At 72.1% G+C, this 23,107-nt stretch carries 20 protein-coding genes; 12 read left to right on the top strand and 8 right to left on the bottom strand.

Annotated features, from left to right (window positions below; translation table 11 throughout):
- The first annotated feature begins 67 nt into the window (after positions 1 to 67).
- On the top strand, positions 68 to 1,315 hold the full coding sequence (locus O0S08_RS13075; RefSeq protein WP_269039437.1) for a hypothetical protein: 1,248 nt from the start codon (positions 68 to 70) through the stop codon (positions 1,313 to 1,315).
- A gap of 46 nt (positions 1,316 to 1,361) precedes the next feature.
- Here the strand turns inward: O0S08_RS13075 and O0S08_RS13070 are convergent, their stop codons facing one another.
- Together O0S08_RS13070 and O0S08_RS13065 are read right to left on the bottom strand one after the other, a co-directional pair.
- Positions 1,362 to 1,901, bottom strand: coding sequence for a hypothetical protein (locus O0S08_RS13070; RefSeq protein ID WP_269039436.1), 540 nt, complete (start codon positions 1,899 to 1,901; stop codon positions 1,362 to 1,364).
- 330 nt (positions 1,902 to 2,231) lie between these two features.
- Positions 2,232 to 3,158: a ribulose phosphate epimerase gene (locus O0S08_RS13065; RefSeq protein ID WP_269039435.1), complete on the bottom strand. Its 927-nt coding sequence runs from the start codon at positions 3,156 to 3,158 to the stop codon at positions 2,232 to 2,234.
- Between the two features lie 735 nt (positions 3,159 to 3,893).
- Here O0S08_RS13065 and O0S08_RS13060 point away from each other — a divergent pair.
- The 7 genes from O0S08_RS13060 to O0S08_RS13030 all read left to right on the top strand — a co-directional run bounded on the left by O0S08_RS13060 (position 3,894) and on the right by O0S08_RS13030 (position 10,376).
- Positions 3,894 to 4,016, top strand: a complete 123-nt coding sequence (locus O0S08_RS13060) for a hypothetical protein (protein WP_269039434.1) — start codon at positions 3,894 to 3,896, stop codon at positions 4,014 to 4,016.
- 626 nt (positions 4,017 to 4,642) lie between these two features.
- Positions 4,643 to 5,251 (top strand): hypothetical protein, encoded by a 609-nt coding sequence (locus O0S08_RS13055; RefSeq protein WP_269039433.1) that lies wholly within the window; start codon positions 4,643 to 4,645, stop codon positions 5,249 to 5,251.
- Positions 5,248 to 6,216 carry a hypothetical protein gene (locus O0S08_RS13050; protein ID WP_269039432.1) on the top strand — a complete coding sequence of 323 codons (969 nt, stop codon included), beginning with the start codon at positions 5,248 to 5,250 and terminating at the stop codon, positions 6,214 to 6,216. Before O0S08_RS13055 ends, O0S08_RS13050 begins: the two co-directional genes overlap by 4 nt.
- A 74-nt stretch (positions 6,217 to 6,290) precedes the next feature.
- Positions 6,291 to 6,911, top strand: coding sequence for a 16S rRNA (guanine(966)-N(2))-methyltransferase RsmD (gene rsmD / locus O0S08_RS13045; protein ID WP_269039431.1), 621 nt, complete (start codon positions 6,291 to 6,293; stop codon positions 6,909 to 6,911).
- A 59-nt stretch (positions 6,912 to 6,970) separates the two neighbouring features.
- A complete protein-coding gene (locus O0S08_RS13040) occupies positions 6,971 to 8,131 on the top strand; it encodes a pyridoxal phosphate-dependent aminotransferase (RefSeq protein WP_269041958.1) in 1,161 nt (386 codons plus the stop codon).
- Positions 8,132 to 8,235: 104 nt separating this feature from the next.
- The gene (locus O0S08_RS13035) at positions 8,236 to 8,682 is read left to right on the top strand and encodes a hypothetical protein (RefSeq protein ID WP_269039430.1); all 447 of its coding nucleotides are present in this window, start codon (positions 8,236 to 8,238) and stop codon (positions 8,680 to 8,682) included.
- Between the two features lie 218 nt (positions 8,683 to 8,900).
- A complete protein-coding gene (locus O0S08_RS13030) occupies positions 8,901 to 10,376 on the top strand; it encodes a hypothetical protein (RefSeq protein ID WP_269039429.1) in 1,476 nt (491 codons plus the stop codon).
- 205 nt (positions 10,377 to 10,581) lie between these two features.
- On the opposite strand, the gene O0S08_RS13025 is transcribed toward O0S08_RS13030, so the two are convergent.
- Positions 10,582 to 11,517, bottom strand: coding sequence for a LysR family transcriptional regulator (locus O0S08_RS13025; RefSeq protein WP_269039428.1), 936 nt, complete (start codon positions 11,515 to 11,517; stop codon positions 10,582 to 10,584).
- A 62-nt stretch (positions 11,518 to 11,579) separates the two neighbouring features.
- Here O0S08_RS13025 and O0S08_RS13020 point away from each other — a divergent pair, with 62 nt between their 5' ends.
- A complete protein-coding gene (locus O0S08_RS13020; protein WP_269039427.1) occupies positions 11,580 to 12,257 on the top strand; it encodes a glutathione S-transferase N-terminal domain-containing protein in 678 nt (225 codons plus the stop codon).
- Positions 12,258 to 12,374: 117 nt separating this feature from the next.
- Here O0S08_RS13020 and O0S08_RS13015 read toward each other — a convergent pair whose 3' ends face one another.
- Entirely contained in the window at positions 12,375 to 12,674 is a 300-nt protein-coding gene (locus tag O0S08_RS13015; protein ID WP_269039426.1) for a hypothetical protein, read from the bottom strand.
- A gap of 520 nt (positions 12,675 to 13,194) precedes the next feature.
- On the opposite strand from O0S08_RS13015, the gene O0S08_RS13010 reads away from it, so the two are divergent.
- On the top strand, positions 13,195 to 14,655 hold the full coding sequence (locus O0S08_RS13010) for a pectin acetylesterase-family hydrolase (protein WP_269039425.1): 1,461 nt from the start codon (positions 13,195 to 13,197) through the stop codon (positions 14,653 to 14,655).
- Between the two features lie 156 nt (positions 14,656 to 14,811).
- Here the strand turns inward: O0S08_RS13010 and O0S08_RS13005 are convergent, their stop codons facing one another.
- The 4 genes from O0S08_RS13005 to bioB form a co-directional block, all read right to left on the bottom strand.
- Positions 14,812 to 16,248: a ferritin-like domain-containing protein gene (locus O0S08_RS13005; protein ID WP_269039424.1), complete on the bottom strand. Its 1,437-nt coding sequence runs from the start codon at positions 16,246 to 16,248 to the stop codon at positions 14,812 to 14,814.
- 276 nt (positions 16,249 to 16,524) lie between these two features.
- Positions 16,525 to 17,682: an aromatic ring-hydroxylating oxygenase subunit alpha gene (locus O0S08_RS13000; protein ID WP_269039423.1), complete on the bottom strand. Its 1,158-nt coding sequence runs from the start codon at positions 17,680 to 17,682 to the stop codon at positions 16,525 to 16,527.
- A 95-nt stretch (positions 17,683 to 17,777) separates the two neighbouring features.
- Entirely contained in the window at positions 17,778 to 19,325 is a 1,548-nt protein-coding gene (locus O0S08_RS12995) for an outer membrane beta-barrel protein (protein ID WP_269039422.1), read from the bottom strand.
- A 389-nt stretch (positions 19,326 to 19,714) separates the two neighbouring features.
- The gene (gene bioB / locus O0S08_RS12990) at positions 19,715 to 20,812 is read right to left on the bottom strand and encodes a biotin synthase BioB (protein ID WP_269039421.1); all 1,098 of its coding nucleotides are present in this window, start codon (positions 20,810 to 20,812) and stop codon (positions 19,715 to 19,717) included.
- Between the two features lie 341 nt (positions 20,813 to 21,153).
- Between bioB and O0S08_RS12985 the strand changes: the two genes are divergently transcribed.
- Both O0S08_RS12985 and O0S08_RS12980 read left to right on the top strand, forming a co-directional pair.
- A complete protein-coding gene (locus O0S08_RS12985; RefSeq protein ID WP_371879601.1) occupies positions 21,154 to 22,122 on the top strand; it encodes a thiamine pyrophosphate-dependent enzyme in 969 nt (322 codons plus the stop codon).
- A 4-nt stretch (positions 22,123 to 22,126) separates the two neighbouring features.
- A complete protein-coding gene (locus tag O0S08_RS12980) occupies positions 22,127 to 23,107 on the top strand; it encodes a pyruvate dehydrogenase complex E1 component subunit beta (RefSeq protein ID WP_269039419.1) in 981 nt (326 codons plus the stop codon).

Here is a 23,107-nt window from a genome sequence, read left to right as displayed (position 1 = left end):
GGGTTCGCGCGGCATGTTGCTTCCTGAATCCACCTGTCTTCCTACGAGCGGGGTATAGGGACCGGCGATGCATGTCCACCAACCCGCATTCGGCGTCCCGTCCCCCACAGTCCCCGAGATCCGGGCGCGCTGTGAACCGGACGCGCGCCGGCTGTGGGACGCTGCGGTGTCGCTCGCGTGGTGGCGGGCGGCACAGGAAGAGGCGCTCGCCGCCGTGCCCTACGGCGGGCCCCACCCCGAGGCGCACGCCGTCGAGCCCGGCGACCTCGCCCGTGCGATCGTCGCGTTGCACCCCGAGCTGCTCGGTCCGACCCTCACGGGTGCGCCCCTGGACCGCGCCCACGCGATCTGGCGACAGCGGATCGCCGAGGCGAGCGACCTGCCGCTGGCCTACAGCTGGGGGCGTCGCTGGGCGACCCGCGAGGCGGCCGGCGCGTCCGTGGATCCGGGAGTGCTGCTCCGCAGCCTGCCGGACCACTCGCTATGGGCGCTGTCCGCCCTCGACCCGCGGTACGCCGAGGGACTGATGACGGCCCGTGAGACGTACTGCGCGCTGTTCGACCAGCTCGGCGCGCGCGGGCACGTCGGCCTCGCCGTGGAGCCGGCCTGGCTCGAGCGGGAGCCGGACGCCGTCTGGCGCGAGCGCCTCGTCCACGCGCCGGGGTTCGCCCTCATCGGCGAGACGTGTTCGGGGCGACGCGCCCTGATCCGGCAGCTCCGTCGCCTCCTGGCGCAGACCCGAGGGGTGAACGTCGACAACTGGCACGGCGGGGGCTCGCCCGATCCGCGGTACCGCGCCCGACCCGACGCCGTCCCCGCCTCGATCGCGCCGGGCCTCGTGTGCGCGTGGACCCGTGTGCCGGATGACCCGCCGCTGCTCCGCTACGCCGCGGAGATGGCCCTCGATCCGGACGCCGCGTTCCAGCTGATCCTCGCCTCGACCGAGACAGCGTGGGCACGGCTGCGCGAGATGGCGCCGGACCTCGCGCGCTGGCCGGTCGTCCCGATGCCGCCGCTGACCAACGACGAGCTCCTGCCGATCTGGCTCTGCCAGCGCCCCTACATCGAGGATGTCCTCGGCGAGCGGATCGACCTGCGCCGCCTTCTGCCGCTGCCGCCGGACCGGCTGCGCCGCCTGCTCGCGGCGGTCGATCCCCACGATCTCACCATCCCCGAGCACGGCCACGCGGTGCGGCTCCGCGAGGCGCTGGGGGAGCTGCTCTGCGAGCGGTCCCGGGCGACGAGGCGCCAGATCCGGGAGCACCCCGCGCTCGCGGCGCTGGACGCCGGGCTCTCGGGGGACGGCTCGCGCTGACCACGGCGTCGCCGCCGGACACACCCGGCTCGCATGGCGCCGTAGTTCAGCGCCAGTGCCCCTGACAGGCCTCCTGCGCGGCCCGGGACGCCTGCATCGCCCGGTGATACGCCGGCGCCTCCGCGACCGGCGCGCCGCCGGCGATCTGCTCCGCGCGCTCGGGATGCTCGCGGACCTCGCCGCCGACGCGCACCAGCGCCGAGATGTCCGCCCGCAGCCCCTCGCGCCGCGCGTCGTCCGGGGCGAGCGCCGCGAGCTCCTTGCGCAGCGCCTCGACGTGGTCGTTCCACGCGATGAACGCCGCGTACCCGCGCTGCTCGCAGCGCTCGCGCTCCAGCTTGTCGCCGATCACTCCGGTCGCCTGCAGCAGCCCGACCGCGAAGCTGACCGCGATCGCCAGCGCCGCGAGCCCGATGATCGCCGCGCCGACCGGCCCGACGCTCGTCTGCACCTCGTGCGAGTACAACGCCCGCACGCTGAACCGCAGCGGCTCCCCGTTGCGCACCGAGCGGACGGCCGCGACCACGAACGGGATCGTGATCGCCCAGACGATGACACAGCCGAGCACCTGAAGCGGGAGGCCCATGCGCGGATCTCACCAGAATCCGCGCCGCTTGCAAGCCCCAGCGCCGCGAGCGAGCAGACCACACCTACGAGGACGATGGCGCCCGAGATCCAGCGTCGCCATCCCTCGGGGAACTTCGGGCCGCCGGTACATGTCGTCGAGGTAGCGCCGCCTGAGAGTGTTCGGCTTGCACTTGGCATCGCGGGCGACCTGGCCGTCGTCCGCTCGCGCTTCGAGCGAGCGGACGTAGTCCGCGCAGACATCCGCGACCGTGGCTTTGGGTGTGAGCGGCGCATCATTCCCGGGACCGTGGGAGGTCCCGGGGCCCGCCTCGAGCAGGCAGCACTGGGCTTACTGCGGGATGCCGCAGACGCCGACGTTTTCGAATCCGGGCGGTGCCTGACCCATCTCGTACCACGCGAGGCACTCCGCGTTCTGACCGGTGCACACCCCCGCCTCGGTCATGTCGCAGAAGGCCACGCAGCAGCCGATCGCCATCGCGTCGCACTCGACCGCGAGCTCCGGGTTGGCGCAGGTGAAGCCCTTGTCGCACGCGTTGATGTACTCGCACGCGTCGTACTCCTGGCCCTCCTCGCCCGACGCGTCGAGGACGCACAGGAACGCGTCCGGGTTCTGCGGGTTCGGGATGCACAGGTCGTCGCCCGGGCAGTCCTGCAGCAGCGGGTCGCAGAACGGCAGGCACAGCGTCAGCACGCCGTCGTTGGAGATCAGGCACGAGGTCATCGGCGCGGCGCAGTCGGGCGCGTCCGGCGAGCCGACGCACAGGGCCACGCACACGCCGACGCCCTCGACGACGTCCCAGCACATGTTGCCCTTGTCGCAGTTGTCGATGCCGCTGACGCCGCTGCCCTCGACCGTGCACGGGTCACCGACCTGGCCCGGGTTCTCCATCACCGGCGTGCACTTCAGCGACTCCCACGCGTTGTCGCCGTCGCCCGAGTACGGCATGCACTTCTGTCCTTCGGGACAGTCTTGCGTCCACTGGTCGCACTCCTTGGCCCCGCCGCCTCCGTCGGGCGGAGTGATGAAGGAGGACCCGTCGGTGGTCGTGCTCTCGCCGCCGGTGGCGCTGGAGGTCGGCTCGGGCGCGGTCGTCGAGGTCGTGCCCGACGTCGTCTGATCGGGCCCTCCCGTCGACGTCTCGCCCGCGGTCCCTTCGGTGGTGTCGTCGTTGGTAGTGTTGTTGGTGCTCGGATTGGTCGCGCCGGTCGCCTTACCGCCGCCGTCGTCGCCACACGCCGTCAGGAACACACTCACGAGCGCACACGAGATCAATCGAATTGGCATCACACGCATCTCTAATCCCCTCCGGGAGGGGCGCCATCGAGCGTGCCCCGTCCATCCGCCGATCATGCCATACCCGCCAAACCCGCTGCAACAGGCGAGTGGCCTTTCTCTCATGCAACCGTCGTCGCAAGGTGAAACCTCCGGCCCCGCGGATTGCAAACAGCGTACGCGGACCGCAGAGGCGCCGAATCATCGTTTGGAGGTCGGCCGCCGCGACTGTCGTCCGTCAGGACCTCTCGCCTCGCCCCAGGGTTGCTCGCCTCGCTCCTCCTCGCCTGCGGTGAGGACAGGGACCCCCTCACCAGTCGCCACCTCTGCATCTGCCTCTGCCTCTGCATCGGCCACGAACCCGGGACGACGAGCGCGGCACCGCCACCGATCTCGACTGCCGGATCGGCGGTCAGGACATGAGCTTCACTCGCCACCCGGGTGCTGCCTTGCCCCCGGCAAGTGCAGCGACGACTTCGACAGTCAAGTCGCCCTGCACCACGCCGACTGCCAATCAGGCTGGCGTCGACATCGACGACGGTGAAGGTCGCTGCGGCTTCGTCCCCAACGACATCCTCGGCCGCGCCATGCTCAACTTCGAGGAGGTGCAGGTGACCTCGATCGAGGGCGACCCGATCGTCGCCTGCGCCAAGATGACGACGGCCGCGCGAACGCCCCCGGCTTGCCGCGCTGCAAGGTGCCGAGCGGACGCTGCGAGTGCGGCGCCGGCTCGACTGCGTCACCTCCAGCGTCCTCGGCCTCGACACCTGCATGACGACCGACTGCGGCTGCAGCAGCGACGCCGCTTGCGTCGACGGGCTCGCCGACCGACGCGTGTAGCCCGACGGCGGTCGCCGTGTGCACCACCAAGACGTTCGACGCACCGCCCTCGCGTGCGCCTCGTCCTGAGCGCGAGCTCGCCGGCCCGCTCGCTGCTCGTCGACCGTCCCGCAACTTCCCGGGCGGCCCTGCGATCGCCGTCACGCGATCGCGGCGAACGGCCGCCTCGCGCCGGCGCAGCGGCCCGCCGACGCCGCTGCGACGCCCGACCCATCCTCGCTGCGCTCGCGGCCCTGCGCTCGCCGTCACGCCACTGCGGCGAACGGCCGTCACGCACCATCATCCCGGGCTGCGCGACGAGTGCGGGCGGCCGCCGCGATCGCCGTCACGCCGACACCCGGCGGCGGAGCGGCGGCCCGACGCCGCGACGACGCCCGACTACCCGCGCCGCGGCCCGCTCATTCCCGCCGGCGACATGACTTCGCCGCCGTTGACACGCGGCCGCAGACGCGCGAAGTACCTGCCGCATGCGGACGGCCCGGCGATGCGGCGCGCTCGTGCTGGCAGGGCTCGTCGCTCTGCCGGCCCCGGTCCGTGCCGCCGATCCGCGACCCGTCGAGGCTCCGCTCGCGGTCCCGGTGCCCGCGCGGCCCGACGCCCCGGCGGCAGAGCCTGTCGCTACAGACATGTCCTCGAGCACAGGTCCCGAGGTACAGGTCCCCGAGGCCAGGGCCGAAGGGCCAGCCCCTCCGCCCCCGCCCCCGTCGCTGGCCCCCGGGGCCGGGCTCGGCGAGCCCGAGAACGCGATCACGGTCGCTGTCGGGCTCGGCCCGACGGCGCCGGGGACGAAGCCCGAGGTCGCCCTGGTCGACGCGCTGGAGCGCGCGGCGCGGGCCTCGGCGGCCCCGAGGGCGACCGTCCGCCGCCTCCGCGCCGGCGTCGGCGAGGGCAAGCAGGTCTGCCGCGAGCGCCGCGACGACCTGGTGATCCTGGTCGAATACCTCGCGGATCGCCCCGACCCGGTGCTGCTGCCGCACGACTGTCGGCTCGATCGAGCGCTCGGCGTCCGCGGGGCCGACGCCGCCGGTCACGCCGAATTGGTGGCGGCGCTGTGGAGCGAGCACGAGGCGCTGGTCCGCGACGGCGCCAAGGAGCGGCGGCGGACCCGGTTGGGTCCGAAGGTGCGGACAGGTCTCATCGTCGGCGGGGCGATCCTGGCCGTCGGCGTGGCGATCGGCGTGGTCGTCGCGGCCAGCTTGCGCCGTGAGATCGTCGTGCTCACAGTCAGTCCATGACCCGTCCCTGGCGCGCGGCGCTCGGCCTCTTCCTCGCGGCGTTGTTGTTCCTGTTCGTGGCGCCGCAGGCCGCCCGGGCCGACGTGAGCCGCCCCGTGGGATGGTCCCTGGCGAGCGCGACGTCGCAGGTGCACGTCGGCCGCGTCACGCTCCGCTACGACCCGCGCCTGGAGGATGAGGCGCTGGCGGTGGCCCGCGAGATCCCGCGAGCCTGGTCGGAGATCGAGCACGAGCTGGCCGGTGACCTCGACGACGCTCTGACGATCCACTTCGTCGCCCACTCGGGCCGGATCGCCGAGGGCACCGGTGTGCCGCAGTGGGCCGCGGGCGTCGCTCACCCGCCGACCGGCGAGATCGCGATCGCAGCCCACGCGCCCGACGGCTCGCTGACCGACCTCGACGGCCTGCTCCGCCACGAGATGGCCCACGTCGCGCTGTACCGGGCCACCGGCGGCCAGCCGCTGCCGCGGTGGTTCCACGAGGGCGTGGCCGAGAGCTTCGGCGAGGAGATCGATCTGATGCGCAGCCAGACCCTGGCCGGCGCGATCTTCGGGGCCGGCGTCCCGCACCTCGAGCAGCTCGAGCAGAACTTCCGCAGCACCGACGCGATCACGGTCACAGTGAGCTACGCCGCCGCGCGTGACTTCGTCAACTTCCTCCGCTGGCGCGACGAGGACGGCTCCGACCTGCGGCAGGCGCTCGCGCAGGTCAAGCAGGGCAAGAACTTCGAGGCCGCGTTCGTCAACGGCTTCGGCCGCACGCTCGCCGAGCTCGACTCCGAGTGGCGCACCGGCCTCACCGGTCGCTTCATGTGGTTCCCGATCGTCAGCGGCGACGGCCTGCCGATGGCGCTCGCGTTCCCGCTGGTGTTCATCGCCGCGGTCCGCCGCCGCCGCCACCTCCGCGCGGGCTGGGCCCGCCTCGAGGCCGAAGACGCCGCGCTGCGTGCGCCGTTCGCGGCTTGATCTTCACCTGTCGCAGAGGACAGGTCAGCGCGGAGCACTGGGCGCGCGGCGCGACGTGGGGTATATGCCGGGCCGTGCAGCGGATCAGCGGAGGGAGCCTGCGCGGGCGGGTGTTGAAGTCGCTGCCGACTGTGCCCGGCTTGCGGCCGACCGGCGCGCGCGTGCGTGAGGCGATCTTCGACCGCCTGCAGCACGAATTGCGCGACGCGGTCGTGCTCGACCTGTTCGCCGGCTCGGGCGCGCTCGCGTTCGAGGCCCTCAGTCGCGGCGCCTCGCGGGCCACGCTGGTCGAGCGCAACGCCGCGGTCGCACGCCACCTGCAGACACAGATCCGTGAGCTTGCGCTCGGCGATCGCGCGCGCCTCTGGCACGGCGACGCCGCGACCTTCTTGCGCCGACATTCGGCGAGCGCGGGCGCGTCGGAGCTCACGGGTCCATACGACCTCGTGTTCATCGACCCGCCGTACGACGACACCGAGGTCGTGCTCGCGGCGGTGCTGCCTGCGCTGGTTGCGGGCGGCTGGCTGGCTGAAAGCGCCGCGCTTGTATGCGAATATGACCGCGCTGGAGGCACGAGGCCGCCCGCATGGCCCGAGGGCCTGGTCGTCGAGACGACCCGGCACTACGGCCAGACGGCGGTCGAGTACCTCCGTCATACTAAGACTACGACCACGGGGGCCCCACAACAGTGCTAAGGCGCGAACTTGAGACCAATGCACGAGCCCAGGCGCTGAGCGAGTCGCCCACGTTGGCGATGTCGGCGCGCGCCAAGGAGCTCAAGGCCCAGGGCAAAGAGGTCCTCGACTTCAGCGCCGGTGAGCCCGACTTCCACCCGCCCGCCGGCGTCACCGCGGCCGTCGTCGAGTACCTGCGCACGCACGCGGTGCACTACGCGCCGGTGCCCGGTCTGCCCGCCCTGCGCGACGCCGCCGCCGCCGAGTTCGCGCGCTACCACGGCCGCCCGGTCACCCGCGGCGAGGTCCTGGTGTCGTGCGGCGCCAAGCACAGCCTCGCCAACTTGTTCGCGGTCACGCTGTCGCCCGGCGACGAGGTCGTGATCCCCGCCCCGTACTGGGTCTCGTACGCCGACATGGTGCGCCTCGGCGACGGCGTGCCGGTGATCGTGCCCACGCGCCGCGAAGACGGCTGGCGCCTGCAGCCCGACGCCCTCGCCGCGGCGCTCACCCCGAAGACGCGCTTCATCGTGCTCGGCAACCCGACCAACCCGACCGGCGCCGGCTACCCGGCCCCGCTGCTGCGCAGCCTCGGCGAGGTCATGGCCCGCGTCGCTCCGCGCTGCTGGCTGCTCGTCGACGACATCTACCGCCGCCTGGTCTACGGCGGCTTCGAGCACGTCAGCGCGATCACCACCCTCGCCGACGTCACCGAGCAGATCGTCATCGTCGACGGCGTGTCGAAGAGCTACTCGATGACCGGCTACCGGATCGGCTTCCTGCTGGCCCCGAGCAAGGTCGTGTCCGCCGCCTCGCGCCTGCAGGGCCACGTCACCTCCGGCGCCGCCACGGTGTCGCAGATCGCCGCCCTCGCCGCCATCACCGACCCGAGCTGCGAGGCCGCGGTGCAGGACATGCACGCCGCCTTCACCCGCCGCCGCGAGTTCATGCTCGCCGGCCTCAAGGCCCTGCCCGGCCTCGACGTCGTCGCCCCCGACGGCGCCTTCTACCTGTTCTGCGACGTCTCGCGCCACCTCGGCCCCGGCACCGGGTTCGCCGACGACATTGCCTTTGCGACATGGCTCTTGGAGCAGAAGCTGGTCGGCACCGTGCCCGGCACCGCCTTCGGCGCCCCGGGCCACCTGCGCATCTCGTACGCCGCCGCCGACGAGACCCTGCGCGCCGGCCTCGAGCGCCTCGGCCAGGCCGTCGCCAGCCTGCCGCCGCCGCGCGGCGCCTGACCGCCGCGCCCGTCACCCGCGTCCGCGTTCCTGGCTCATGGGCCAGGTGGATGAAGTCGCCGCCGCCGCGGGTAACTCGGCCCGACCGGCGGCGTAGGCTCGCCATGCCAGCCCGTCGCGCCGCCCTCGCGGGGTTCCTCGCCGTCCTCGCCGCCTGCAGCAACCAGAACCCCGAGAGCGCCGAGGCGCTGTGGGACGAGCTGCAGGCCGCCGACTACCACGACTGGGCGCGCGCCCCCGGCTACGAGGCGCGCACGCCGAGCGCGACCGTCCACGGCGACGAGGTCGAGATCTTCATCAACGAGGTCCTGGCCGACGCCCTCGCCGGCGGCCCGCTCACCGCCTGGCCCGACGGCGCGATCATCGTCAAGGACGGCTTCATGGCCGGCGAGCCGCACATCGTCGTGGCCATGCAGAAGCGCGGCGACGCGTGGTTCTTCGCCGAGTACGAGACCAGCGGCGAAGTCGTCTACTCCGGCGACCCGCACGCCTGCACCCGCTGCCACGACGACGGCGACGACGGCGTGCTCGCGTTCGACCTGCCGCGATGAGCGGTCCTTCGGCCAGGAACCATCTCCAGCACAACATGTCCTTCGGGACATCCATGAAGTCGGCGCCCGAACGTCCGTCTTACCACATGCTCCAAGAGACATGTGCTCGATCGCGCCCGGCCGCGCCGATCATCTGGGGCGACCAGACCCCCCACGACGAACACCTCGGGGGCTCGCGGCCGGCTGATCCGCGGCGCCACTTTTTATAGGATCGAGCGATGGCCCGCCGACTCCTCGTGACATGCGTGCTCGTCTGCTCGTTCGCCCTCGCCTGCGGCGGCGGCTCCGGAGGCACCGACGCCGCGACGACCTCGTCCACCTCGTCGACCACCGATCCGAACAGCACGACCACCACGAGCACGACGACCGGCGAGCTCACCACGAGCACCACCACGAGCACCACCACCGAGCCCGCGCCGACCACCGGCGTCACCACCGAGCCCGACACCACCACCGGCGCGCCCGACAACCTGCAGATGTCCGTCACCCAGTACGGCATCACCTGGACCTTCGACGCCCCGCGCCCCGTCGGCCAGTTCGTCACCGGCGACTGGTGGGTGGTCGGTCCGGTCACCGTCGTCTCCGTCGATCCCGCGCCGACCGAGGGCCGCAACGGCTCGATGCTCGACCCGGTCGGCTCGCAGGACTACGACAGCCGCGCCGGCAACCACGCCGACGGCCTGCGCGTCAGCTTCCCGCTCGCGGTCGAGGGCACGCACTCGCTGGTGTCGGCGATCAGCCACCCCGAGGAGCTCGAGTGCCAGCAGGGCAACAGCGACGGCTGGATGACCTACGACGGCGACTGTCAGCGCGGGCCGATCGCCACCCAGGCGATCCTCACCGTCGTCGCCGCCGCCCCGCCGGCCGACGCCTTCCGCCCGCCCTACGCCGGCGCCGACAAGCCGCTCCACCGCGCGGGCGACGTGTGCTGGAGCGCGCTGCCGAAGCTCGCCGCGCCGGCCGACACGCCCGACCCGACGGCGCTGCTGCGCCACGTCGAGCGACCCTGGGTCGATCACCTGCGCACGTGGGAGATCCAGCACGGCTGCGCGACGCTCAACATGTACTGCTACGGCCGCGAGGTCGGCGACATCGTCGCCACGCTCGCCGCCTACGTGCTGCTCGACACGCCCGATCAGCAGGAGCTGGCGCGACGGCTCGTCCAGCTCGGCATCGACAACTACGGGGTGCTGCAGGCCGGCGGCAACTGGGACGCCAACGGCGGCCACAGCAACGGCCGCAAGTTCCCGGTCGTGTTCGCCGGCAGCCTGCTCGGCGACGCCGCGATGGCGAGCCCGGGCGTCGACATCGGCAACGAGGACGAGATGACCTACTACGGCGAGGACGACAGGGCGCTGTGGGGCCGCGCCTGCGACGACTGTTACTTGCCCAACGGCTGCCAGTACGGCGGCGACTGCGAGGCCGGCGCCAAGGACTGCCGCGACCCTGCCGGCCTCGTCGACGGGTGCAACGATTATCGCAATTGTTGTACGTCGCACACCTGGGTCGGCGAGGCGCTGGCGATCCACGCCATGAACGCGAAGACCGCATGGGCCCACGACGCCTTCTTCGATTACGTCGACCGCTGGGTCGCCGGCGACGTCGACGGCGGCGGGGGAGCCAGCAACGACTTCGTCTCGACGATGTGGTCGACCTACCGCGACGCCGCGCCCACGGTCACCGCCTGCCCGTGAATCGCGCTCCTCTCGCTCGAACGACGCGCCAGTCCCGTCGCGACGCTCCGATCGCCGCGGCTCGTTCAGCGGCTCAGATTCGTCGCCCGTGGGGCGGGGGGGCGAGCATCCGCGACGCGAACCCAGCGCGGCCACACCTTCCGCACCGAGAACGCCGCCGCGAAGACCAGCCGGTAGGCACCCATGCGTCGCGTCCCGATGAGGTTCACGACTTCTCGCCGCGGCGCAGCGACGGCGCCGCTGCCTTGAGCGTCGCGAGCAGGCAGCGGGCGGCATCCTCGGCCTCGCGGCGCCACGCCATCCGCCACGGGCGACGCAGCGGGCCCGACGACAGCCGCTTGACCACCAGATCGCCGCGCCCGAGGTGCGGCGCCGCCATCCACTCCGACAGCACCGCCACACCCATCCCGGCGCGCGTGACGTCGAGGATCGCCTCGGTGAGCGGCAGCCGCTGCGCTCGCCCCGGCAGGCGGCCGCGGCCGAACACTCGCCGCAGGAACCACCGCGTCTCCGCCTCCGGCGTCTCGCCGGTGATGAGCCGCGCCGCTCGCAGATCGTCGCGCGACAGCGTCGGCTTGCGCGCGAGCGCGTGCGTCGGCGCGACCACGAACACGATCTCGTCGGAGAACAGCGGCTGCGTGACGAGCTCCCCGCGCGGCACCTCGCCCGTGGTCAGCAGCGCGACGTCGATCGTCCCGGCCACCAGCGCCTCCACCGGCGCGCGCGTGTGCTCGACCGCCAGCGCGAACTCGAGGCCCGGCGAGCGCGCGGCCAGCTCGGCGATCGCCGTCGGCAGCCAGTGATAGGCCGTGTAGCACTCGCACACCAGACGAACCCGCGTCGGCCGGACCGCAGGCGCTCGCACCCTGCGCTCGAGCTCCACCAGCTCGGCGAGCAGCCGCGTCGCTCCGGCCACCACCTGCTCGCCGGCCGGCGTCGCCTGCAGCCCCCGCGGCGAGCGCTCGAACAGCCGCGCCCCGAGCCGGTCCTCGGCGGCCAGCAGCGCCCGGCTGACCGCCGGCTGCGACAGGTGCAGCGCCGAGCCGGCCGCCGCCGTGGTGCCCGCCGCCGCCACGGCGAGGACCACCTGGAGATCGCGGAGCTCGAGGCGCGGGCGAGGGATCGCGGCGATGCGTGTCACGCATCGATTCTATACCGACGATGCGTTGGACGCATCCACCACGGTGCGCCATCTTCTCCGCCATGCAGCTCCACGGTTCACCCCTCTCCTGCTCCATGGCCACGCGCATCGCGCTGCTCGAGGCCGGCGCGCCGTTCGAGTACGTCGAGGTCGACGCGCCGACCAAGCGCACCCGCGACGGCGCCGATTACCGCGAGATCCACCCGCTCGGGCTCGTCCCCGCGCTGCGCACCGACGACGGCCAGCTCATCACCGAGAACGCCGCAGTGTTGCAGTACATCGCCGACGCCTTGCCGGCCGCCGGCCTCGCCCCGCCCGCGGGCAGCCGCGAGCGGGTCCGCCTGCAGCAGTGGCTGAGCTTCATCGGCACCGAGCTCCACAAGGGCGTGTACGCGCCCCTCCTCGGCAGCGAGGTGCCCGACGCAGTCCGCAGCTGGGCGCTCGAGAAGGGCCTGTCGCGCTTCGACTACCTCGCCCACCACCTCGACGGCCGCGAGTTCCTGCTCGACCGCTTCAGCGTCGCCGACGCCTACCTCGTCACCGTCCTGACGTGGTCGGTCGCCACCCCGATCGACCTGAAGAAGTGGCCCTCTCTGGTCGCCTACTTGCAGCGCCTGCAGGCGCGCCCGAGCGTCGCCGCCGCGCTGCACGCCGAGCGCAAGCTGTACGGCGAGGAGCTCGCGCGCCACGGCCGGCCCGTGCCCGCGTTCCTGCGCCCGCGCGAGGCCCCCGCCTCCTGACGCCGCCTCGCCGAGGCCGCCGGACGGGCGTCGTGGACACGCGCCCGCGATGCTCACGCCTCGACCTTGCACACGCAGGCCGGTGCACACCGGCCGCGAGCCGCCGCGCCGGCGCAGTTACTTGTGGCCCATGGCGGCCATCGCCTCCTTCACGCACTTGTTGTGCTCGACGTCCTGCTCGGCGTACTTGCTCAGGACCGCCCTGTCGTCCTTGTTGGCCGCGAGGACCTCCTGCCACAGCAGCGCGAACTCCTTCTCCGTCGAGTCCACGCAGGCCATGTCCTTGCAAGCGCAGATGCGCTTGTTGACCTCCGCGAGCTTGCCCGTGAGCGCGGCGTGATCGACCGATTTGGCGTCCGCACAGGCGGCGGCGAAGAGCGCGAGAGACATCCAGAGCGCGTTGCGGAGCAGCTTCATGGCGAGATCCTACCCGGCGAGCGATCCCCGCGCGGGATTTCCGTGACCCCGTCGACTTGCGCGTAACCTCGTTCTGCCGCGACCCCCCCGGGCAAGTCCGGGAGCGGCCGCCGGCGGGCCACCTGCGACCGAGCGCACGCAGGGCGACCCGAGCCGCGGATCGACGGCTCCGAGACCTGCTCGCCAACCGACCCGCGGCCACCGCGAGTCTGCGGGAGGATCGCCGGGCAAGATCCGCAGGTCACCGCGGGAGTCGCGGCGGGTGATCGGGCCTGCGCGACGGACCTGTCCCTCGAGACAGACCGCTCGGCACGCGTCGTCCGCTCGCGCATCCTCGATCCCATGTCCCGAAGGACAGCTCGCGCCGCGCGCAGTGATCGATCGCGCCCGCGGGTGAGCGAGCTCCGCCGTCGCTGTCCACAGCCGACCGCGGTCCGGATCGACGAGGCCACAGCTGCGCGACGGCGGACCCCGGCGATCCCGCATGCGACCGCCGCGATGGTTCGCATAGATTGGCGCGATGATTCGCCGCGCTTCACTTCTCTCGACCACCTGCTTCGCGCTGTTCGCCTGCCAGGACCCAGGAGGCGACACCACCGACACCGACACGACGACCGACACCTCGACGAGCACCGGCGGCCCCACCACCGACGCGCTCACGACCGAGGCCATGACGACCGGCGCCCCGACGACCGAGCCGAGCGACACGACCTCGACCTCGACCTCGGTCTCGACCACCGACGACACCACCACGACCACCGGTGACACCACCACCACCGGTGACACCACCACCCAGGGCGTCGACACCACCACCACCGGCGACACCACCCAGGGCGTCGACACCACCACCACCGGTGACACCACCACCACCGGCGACACCACCACCACCGGTGACACCACCACCACCACCTCGACGACCTCGACCACCGGCGACACCGACACCGAGACCACCGGCGAGCCCTCCCCGTGGGACGGCGAGCCGCTGCCGGACGCGCCGAGCGGCGAGTGGCAGTGGGTCCCGTTCCCCGAGTCGCTGTGCCGCGACGGCAGCACCACCGGCATCGCCGTCCGCTACGGCACCGCCCCCGGCCTGATGATCTACTTCCAGAGCGGCGGCGCCTGCTTCAACGCCGAGACCTGCAACCAGAACATCAAGAGCTTCGGCCTCCCGAGCTACAACAACTTCGTCCAGAACGTCGGCAGCAAGGGCATCTTCGACCCCGACGAGCCCGCCAACCCGGTCCTCGACTGGAGCGTCGTGTTCGTCCCCTACTGCAGCGGCGACGTCCACGCCGGCGCCCGCAACGACGTCGTGATCCCCGGCCTCGCCGCTCCGCAGCAGTTCGTCGGCTACAACAACGTCACCCACTACCTCGAGCGCATCGTCCCCACCTTCCTCGACAGCGTCGATCACGTCCTCGTCACCGGCGAGAGCGCCGGCGGCTTCGGCTCCGCCTTCAACTACGACCGGATCGCCGACGCCTTCCCCGATCGCCCCGTCACCCTCCTCGACGACTCCGGCCCCGTCATGTCCGACGAGTTCCTGGCCCCCTGCCTGCAACAGAAGTGGCGCGACCTGTGGAACTTCGAGGAGACCTTGCCCGCCGATTGCACCGACTGCTTCAACCCCGACGGCGGCGGGATGTCCAACGTCCTCAAGTACCTCGGCGAGAAGCACAAGGACCAGCGCCTCGGCGTCATCTCCGCCCTGCAAGACCAGACCATCCGCTACTTCTACGGCTTCGGCCTCAACAACTGCGCCGGCGGCCAGTTCAGCGGCGCCCTGTTCACCGACGGCCTCGCCGACCTGCGCGACAACGTGATGAGCGAGCCGGCCGGCACCTGGGGCACCTTCTACCCGACCGGCATGCAGCACACCTGGCTGACGCAGAACTTCTACACCGCCGCGATCAACGGCACCTTGATGGCCGACTGGGTCGCCGACCTCCTCGCCGGCAACGCCACCCACGTCGCGCCGTGACCTGCAGCGAGGGAGACGAGCCTCGGCCCGTGCCGACGCCTGCGTCACGCCTCGCGTCCTCGACATCGGCCTCGGCGCGCTCGGCGAGCCGAGCGCGTCCGCAAGGCGCCTGGCACGAGCGCTCGTGCCAGGCGCCTCACACAAACATGAATCGTATCAGGCCGCCCACAGCGACGCCTTGCAGCGCTCGAACATCGCGGTAGCGATCGCGGGGCTCGGCACCCCGCAGAGGCGCGAGACCTCGGGGTCGGGCTCGGTGCTCGCCAGGGCGACCGTCATGCGCGCCAGCTCGGCGGCCTCGGCCGCGTGCACGCGCGCGCGGGCGGCCTCGTCGAGCTGACCGTTCAGCCAGGTCGCGACGTCCCACGCCAGCGCCGCGTGGTTCAGCTCGTCCTCGGCGATGGCGGCGAACAGCCGGCGCAGCGGCTCGTCCGCGGCCACCGACGCCTGATAGCGAGCGACCAGCGCGCCGAACGTCTCGCGCACGCAGCCCTCGACCGCGTTCTCGAGCGCGAGCGCCTCGAGCGAGCGCACCTCCGCGGGCACCTCGATCGCCGGCGACGCGCCGTCGGTCGCGGCCAGGCGCGCGCGCAGGCCCGCGAAGCCGGCGGCGTGGCGGACCTCGTCGCGCGCCGCTGCCTCGGCGCGCTCGACCAGCGCCGTCGGGGCCCCGTGGTGCGCCAGCTCGCGAGCCAGGCGCACGAACGCCGGCACGCTGGCCGCCTCGAGGTGGTGCATCTCGTCGAGGTAGGCCACGAGCGCGCTGTCGGCGGTCCGGGGCGCCGGGCGGAAGCCCTCGGGACGGCGCCCGGCGACCGCGCAGCCCTCGTTCGGCGTGGTCAGATCGACCTCGGCCTGCGACGTCACCGTCTCGCCCTTCACCGTCACCAGGTGACCGTGGAATTGGTTGATGCACTCGTTGAAGTTCTTCTTGGCCAGCAGCTCGTAGCCGCCCTCGACCTCGCGCGCCTTGCTCGCGTCGCACAGCGGCACATAGCCGTCGAGCGTGGTGAGGAACAGCGCCTCGACGGGCGCGTCGATGGTGCCGAAGAAGGCCACGGCCTCGGCGCGGGTCGTGATCGTCGCCACCTCGGCGCCGGACTGGACCACCAGGTACGTCGCCGTCGGCATGCGCCCGGCCCCCGGGGGGAACAGGGAGTTCGGCGACGTCGCCTTGGCGAGCGCCTTGGTGCACGCCTTGGCGGTCTTCGGATCCTTGCAGGCTGCGCCGAACGACGCCACCGCCTCCGATTTCACCACCTTCCACTGCTCGCCCTTGTCCGGCTGCAGCTGCGAGACCCGCAGCTCGACGTAATCGTAGGGCTTGGCCAGCTTCGCCTCGCCGAAGCGGGCGACCAGCGCGGCCGGATCGCAGGTGTCGCCCGCGAAGTCGGCGACCGTCGGCCCCGACGGGATCTCCGGCGGCGGCGGCTCGGCCGGCGGCTCGGCCGGCGGCTCGGCCGGCGCGCTGCTGTCGGTCGGCGCCGGCTCGGGCGGGACGGTCGAAGTCTTCTCGCAGCCGGCGGCGGAGACGGTCGAGGCCAGGGCGGCCGCGATCGACGCGGTGAACACGGTGTGGAGGCGGTCTCGCATGTGGCGGCAGGATAGCCGGCCCGGCGGGCCGCGGGGGGGCGATCTGCACCGGCGACGAGGACACACTCGAGCTCGGTCGAGCGTGGCCGAGCTCGCCACAATACATGTCCTGAGGGACATGTTTCGATGATCGATCCACGCCGCGCGGACTCGCGGCCCCACGCTCCCGCGCACTCGACCGTCGACCGGCGCTCGCCGGCGGACGCCCCGGCGCCGGGGCAGTTCATTGCCACGGGAGACAGCCTCGCCCGGGAAAGGCTGTCCTTCGGGACAGGACTACGCGGCCCCGCCCGACTGGGCCCAGCCGCCGTCGCGATAGCCGCGGGCCACGCGGGTCACGAACTCGTAGACCGCCTGCTCGCGCGGCGCGAACACGCCGGGGCGGAAGCCGCGGGACGACACCCCGCGCTGCACGCTCTCGACCGCCCGCCAATCTTGCCTATTGGTCATGTCCCAAAAGTCCACCGCGTAAGCGGGCGAGAACCCGGGCGCCGCGATCGCGTCGGGGTGGAACAGCCACTGGCACTCGACGCGGGTGCGGTCGGGCGCGAGCGGCTCGAGCCGGTGGGTCAGCACGTAGTCGGGGTGGAGACTGACCAGCAGGTTGGCGCCGACCCCGTAATAAAACACGCTGCGTCGCTGCTCCGGCGTCAGCCCCGGCAGCGGCTGCCCGCCGCTCTTGCCGTCGAACGACATCGTCTCGACGTCGGTCATGAGCTGCATCGGCCCGCCGATCCAGGCCCCCGCGCCGCTGTAGTTCTGGCCGCTGTTGGGCGGGCTGACGCGGCACAGCTGCGGGTGGATCAGCGGGCAGTGGTAGCACTCGTGGTAGTTCTCGACCACGAGCTTCCAGTTGGCCACCAGCTCGTAGCTGTGGGTCGCCGCGATCTGCAGCGAATCGAGGTCGTGCGCGGCGGTCAGCGCGTCGAGGTCGCCGAGCCATTGCCGCAGCGGGACCGCCGAACCCGACAGGTTGACGAACACGAAGCCGCGCCAGATCTCCACGCGCACCGGCACCAGCCCGCGCGGCTCGAGCTCGCGCCGCTGGCCGCGCAGCGCCCCGTCGAGCTCGTAGACCCAGCCGTGATACGGACAGCGGATCTGCCCGCCGCGCACGCACTCGCCGACCTGGACCAGCTCGTGGGCGCGGTGGCGGCACACGTTGAAGAAGCCGCGGATCTCGCCGGCCTTGTCGCGCACCAGCAGCACGCCCTCGCGCCCGGCGCGGATCGCCCGCTGCGCCCCGACCTGATCGAACGCCTGAGCCCGGCCGACGCACACCCACGCGTCGTCGAGGAACGCGCGCAGCTCCCACTGATGCACCGCCTGCGACACGTACGCGTCGCGCGGCAGGCCCTCGCCCTCGCCGAAGGGCCGCAGCACCTGGGCGAGCGCGGACGGATCGACCGGGGCGACGAGCGAAGTGGCGTCCATCGGCGCTGAGGATAGTCGACCTCCCCGGCGCGGTCGAACCGTTGCGCGGCCCGCCGGCGCGAGCGTCACAGCGGGTGATCGCCGGCGCGCCGGCGTCAACCTCGCTTGCCGCCGAAGCGGTGCGCGAACACACCGGCGACCGCGAAGAAGACGGTATGTTGATCACGAGCGAGGCCGGGCCCGCCGTCCATGATCGCCGGCCCGCGGTAGAAGAACCCGTTCGCGCTGGTCGAGTGGTCGTAGCGGTACTCGAGGCGCAGCAGCAGGTTGTTGAACACGCGGAAGTTGTTGGTGAACGCCGCCGAGATCAGCGTCTGCGGCACGCCGAACATCCGCCCGTCGCGGTCCCAGAAGAACTCCGGGCGCAGCGCCATGTCCCACGTGCGCTGCTTGCCGAGCACGCGCCAGCGGGTGAACACCGCCCCGTTCATCCACATCTGCCACGGCGTCCGCGGCAGATCGGTGCGCGGGTCGGCGCCGACGTCGAACAGCGCGCCGACGCCGAAGCGCTCGGTGTTGTAGACCGCCTGCGTGTCGGAGAACAGCCGCCACGCCCGCGGGCGCATGTCGGCCTGCTCGGGCCCGATCCACACGTACTCGGCGAAGCTGAACCTCTCGCTCGGCGTGAACGTGTAGCCGAGCATCACGCTCGGCGCCTTGTTGTTGTCGGCCAGCAGCTGCCAGCCGTTGACCACCCACAGCTGCACCTGATGCTTGTCGCGGATCGTCTGCGCCAGCTTCAGCCCCGACAGGTAGTACGGCACGCTGTTGAGCTGCCACGTGACCGTGTAGTTCCAGTTGTACGGGCTCCAGTGGATGCCGATGCCGACCGGACTCAGCTGCAGGCCGACCACCAGCTCCGTGCCGTGGCGGCCGCGGAAGCCGACGTTGGCGCGCGACAGGTGCTTCCACACCTGCGGCCCGGCGAACTTGCCGTTGGCCCCGCCGGGGTTCGGCTCGTAGGCCACCAGCGCCTCGGCGGCCGGACCGGCCTGCGCCGCGAACTCGAAGATCGGCGAGAACTTGCCGGGGATGGCGTCGCGGCGGATGTACGCGACCGCGTGGTTGAGCGTGAACTCGCCGGTGCGCGGCTGCACGCTGGTGCCGCGGTACACGTGGTTGTCGGGGTTGTTGCTGTTGTAGGCGTAGTTGACGTCGATGAAGCCGCCCACCTCCCACGGCTTGAAGCCGGGCAGGTGCGGGTCCATGTGCTCGCCGGCCGCCAGCGCCGGGTTGTTGACCGCCGCCGCGTCGGTGCCCGGCAGCGCCGCCTCGACGCCCTCGTCATCCGGCCCGATCGCCGGCGCCGGACGAACAACCGGCGGGGCCGACGAGGTCGGCGCCTGCTGCGACGCCGGGACGTCGGCCGAGACCTTCGTCGTCCGCTTCGCCGGCGCGGACGACGGCGCCGGCTCGCTCGCCGAGCGCGACTCGTTCACACCTGCGCCCTCGACCTGACCCGGCTCGTCGCGGACCTCGATCGCCGGCGTCGGTGTCCATGGCGGCAACGCCAGCGCGCCCGACTCGCTCGCCCCCGGCGCGGCGAGCACGAGCGGGATCAGCGAGGCGAGGGCGGAGATCGTCGGGCTCATGGCGGTCGCCGCCCCATTCTGCGGCCAGACCTCGCCGCGACGCCAATTCATCGCCGACCGGGCTTTGGGCCGCGCACGGCACCGCGACGTCCAGATCGCCTCGCCGCGCCGTCCGCGGGCCCCGGCGCGCGCCGACCCGCCCGGGGATCGCTCCCGCGCGCCGCGTCACACCCCGCGTCACACCGGGCCTGCCCTGTCCCATCAGCCAGGCGCGCCCGTGATCGCCCGGTCGTCCTCTGTCCCACGAGTCCTGCGAGCCCGTCGTGAGCGGGCGCGACGATCTCGAGCTCACCTGTCTCTCACGACAGGTTCACACTCGCCCCGCGCGGCCCCGACCGACGGGCGACACCTGTCCCTCGAGACAGGAGCGCCTTCATCTGCCACGAGGGGTCCGCCGCGCGCGCTCGCGGGCTCTGGCTGTCCCGAGGGACAGCCGCGCCTCACGCGAGCACGGGCAGGTGGGTCGCGCCGGCGCGCCGTTCGACGCGCGGGGCCATCTCCGGGCGCAGCGCCGGGGCCTCGCCGGTGGCGCACACGCGGCCGCGGAGGCCGAGCTGCTCGAGCATGTCGAGGTCGTCCTGGGTCGAGCGGTTGGGCGTGGTGAGGAAGTCGCCGATCATCATGCCGGACGCGCCTGCGGCGAAGATCATCGGCTGCAGCTGGCCGAGGTGCTGGCGGCCGGCGGCGATGAAGATGTTCTGGCGCGGCAGGGCCAGGCGGAAGCAGGCGATGATGCGCAGCATCTCGCGCGGCGGCAGCGGGTCGACGTGCTGGAGGTTCGTGCCCTCGATGCTGACGAGGAAGTTGATCGGCACCTCGTCGACGTCGAGCCCGCGCAGCTCCATGGCCAGCTCGGCGCGGTGCTCGGGCTGCTCGCCCATGCCGAAGATCCCGCCGACGCAGGTGCGGAGGCCGAGCTCCTTGGCCGCGCGGATGGTGTCGAGGCGATCGTCGTAGCTGTGGGTGGTGACGATCTTCTCGTAGTAGCTGCGGCCCGACTCGAGGTTGTGGTTGAACTCGGTCATGCCGGCGTCGCGAAGCTCGCGGAGCGCCTCCTTGCTGACGATCCCGAGCGACGCGTGGGCCTCGGTGTGACCCGCGGCGCGCACCTGGCGGATGCCCTCGATCATGTGCTTCAGGCCCTTGGAGCCGTCCTCGTAGCCGCGCGTGGCCGTCACCAGCCCGAGCGCCGTCGCGCCCTGGCCCTGGGCCTTGCGGCTGGCGGCGACCATGTCGGCGTGGCCGAGGAACTTGTCGGCCTTGATGTGGGTGGTGAAGTGCTTCGACTGCGCACAGAAGCCGCAGTCCTCGGGGCACCCGCCCATCTTGGCGTTGACGATCGAGCACAGGTGGACCTCGTCGCCGAAGCGAGCGCGGCGCAGGCGGTCGGCCGCCGCCATCAGGTCGCCGAGCTCGCCCTCGCCGCTCAGGTAACGGACCAGGGTCGCCCCGTCGAGCGCGTCCCACTCGCCGCCGAGGATCCGTTCGGCGATGGCGTGCGGAGCAGGGAGTTCAGGGCGCGCGTCGAGGCTCGTCATGGCGCGAGGTATACCGCAAGCGAGCGCGCCGCGGACCGACGCCATGTGCGCGTCCGTCGTGCGCGCTCGCCCGTCCGCCGCATCTCCCGCGGCCCGCGAGTGAGCTTTGCCGTGCACCGTCCTTCGCGTCCCCGCGCGGCGAACTCGACGGATCTCGCGCTTTCACCGCTCCGTCGCCGGTGGTACCCTCCCCGCGCCCGCGAGAAGGGTCCCCAATGACGCAATCAGAAGCCGCACCAGACGCCGCCTCGGACAGCACGGTGGACGCCGCGTACGAGGCCAAGCTCCGCGCCGACTACGACGGCCAGAGCCGCGAAGATGTCCTGCGAGACTACCGCGAGATGCTCCGGATCCGCCGCTTCGAGGAGGCGGCCGCCCGCGCCTACACGCGCGGCAAGATCAGCGGATTTCTCCACCTCTACATCGGTCAGGAAGCGATCGCCATCGCCACCCAGCAGGCGATGGAGCCCGGCGATCGCGTCGTCTCCACCTACCGCACCCACGGTTTCGCCATCGCCCTCGGCTCCGACCCCAAGGCCTGCGCCGCCGAGCTGTTCGGCAAGGCCGCCGGCCTGGTCGGCGGCGTCGGCGGCTCGATGCACTTCTTCGACAAGGAGCGCGGCCTGTGGGGCGGCTACGCGATCGTCGGCAACCACATCCCGGTCGCCGCCGGTCACGCCTTCGCCTCGCAGTACACCGGCGACGGCCGCGTCACCCTCTGCTTCATGGGCGACGGCGCCGTCGGCATCGGCCCCGTGCACGAGGGCATGACGATGGCCGGCATCATGAAGCTGCCGATCGTCTTCGTGGTCGAGAACAACCAGTACTCGATGGGCACCCCGCTCAAGCGCACCCTGCCGGTCGAGGACATCACCGCGCGCGCGGCCGGCTACGGGTTCGCCAGCGACCGCTTCCACGTCACCAGCGTGCAGGAGACCCGGCGCCGCCTCGGCGAGGCCGTCGAGCGCGCGCGCAAGGAGGGCCGCCCCACCCTCCTCGAGCTCATCACCTACCGCTTCCGCGGCCACAGCATGAGCGACCCGGCCAAGTACCGGCAGAAGGAGGAGGTCGAGCGCTGGCGGCTCAACGACCCGCTCGAGCGGACGCTGATGGCGCTGAAGACGATCTACCAGGTCCCCGAGCAGGAGCTCGACGCGATCGACGAGACGATCGTCGCCGAGATGGACGCCGCCTACGACTTCGCCGACAAGGCCCCGGCCCCCGCGCCGGAGGCCCGGTTCGAGAACGTGATGGCCGAGGGCCCTTACTACGGCGACAGCGCGACGACGCGGCCGGCGGGAGTGGAGTAAGACCATGCCGATTCTGCAGATCCGCCAGGCGATCCGCGACGCGATGAAGGAGGAGATGGAGCGCGACGAGCGCGTCTTCCTCATGGGCGAAGAGGTCGGCTACTACAACGGCGCCTACAAGTGCAGCGAGGGCCTCCTCGACCACTTCGGGCCCAAGCGAGTGATCGACACCCCGATCACCGAGACCGGCTTCGCCGGCATCGGCATCGGCGCCGCGATGTGCGGCCTGCGGCCGATCGTCGAGTTCATGACGTTCAACTTCTCGGCCGTCGCGTTCGACCAGATCTTGAACAACGCGGCCAAGCTGCGCCACATGACGCACGGCCAGTTCGGCGTGCCGATGGTGTTCCGCGGGCCCAACGCGGCCGCGCACATGCTCGGCTCGACGCACAGCCAGGCCTTCGAGCACTTCTACGCCCACATCCCCGGGCTCAAGGTGATCGCGATCGCCACCCCGTACGACGCCAAGGGCCTGCTCAAGACGGCGATCCGCGACGAGAACCCGGTGCTGTTCCTCGAGAGCGAGCTGATGTACTCGGTCAAGGGCGAGGTGCCCGAGGAGGAGTACCTCATCCCGTTCGGCCAGGCCGACATCAAGCGCCCCGGCGACGCGGTCACCGTGATCACGTGGGGCCAGGGCGTGCCCGTCGCGCTCAAGGCCGCCGAGCTCGCGGCCGCCGAGGACCTCTCGTGCGAGGTCATCGACCTGCGCTCGATCCGGCCGATGGACGAGGCCGCGATCATCGCCTCGGTCAAGAAGACCAACCGCGCCGTCGTCGTCTACCACGGCTGGCCCCAGGGCGGGGTCGGCTGCGACATCGTCGCCCGCATCCAGGAGCTCGCGTTCGACGACCTCGACGCCCCGGTCCTCCGCGTCTGCTACGAGGACCTGCCGATGCCGTACGCCGAGAACCTCGAGAACCTGATCCTCCCCTCGCCCGAACGCGCCCTGGCGGCCATCCGCCGCGTCGCTTACAAGCGCTGA

The sequence above is a fragment of the Nannocystis punicea genome, from assembly GCF_026965555.1.
In the GTDB taxonomy this organism is placed as follows: domain Bacteria; phylum Myxococcota_A; class Polyangia; order Nannocystales; family Nannocystaceae; genus Nannocystis; species Nannocystis punicea.
The sequence above is the reverse complement of the archived record's forward strand: the minus strand, read 5'-3'. Positions and strand labels throughout refer to the sequence as shown.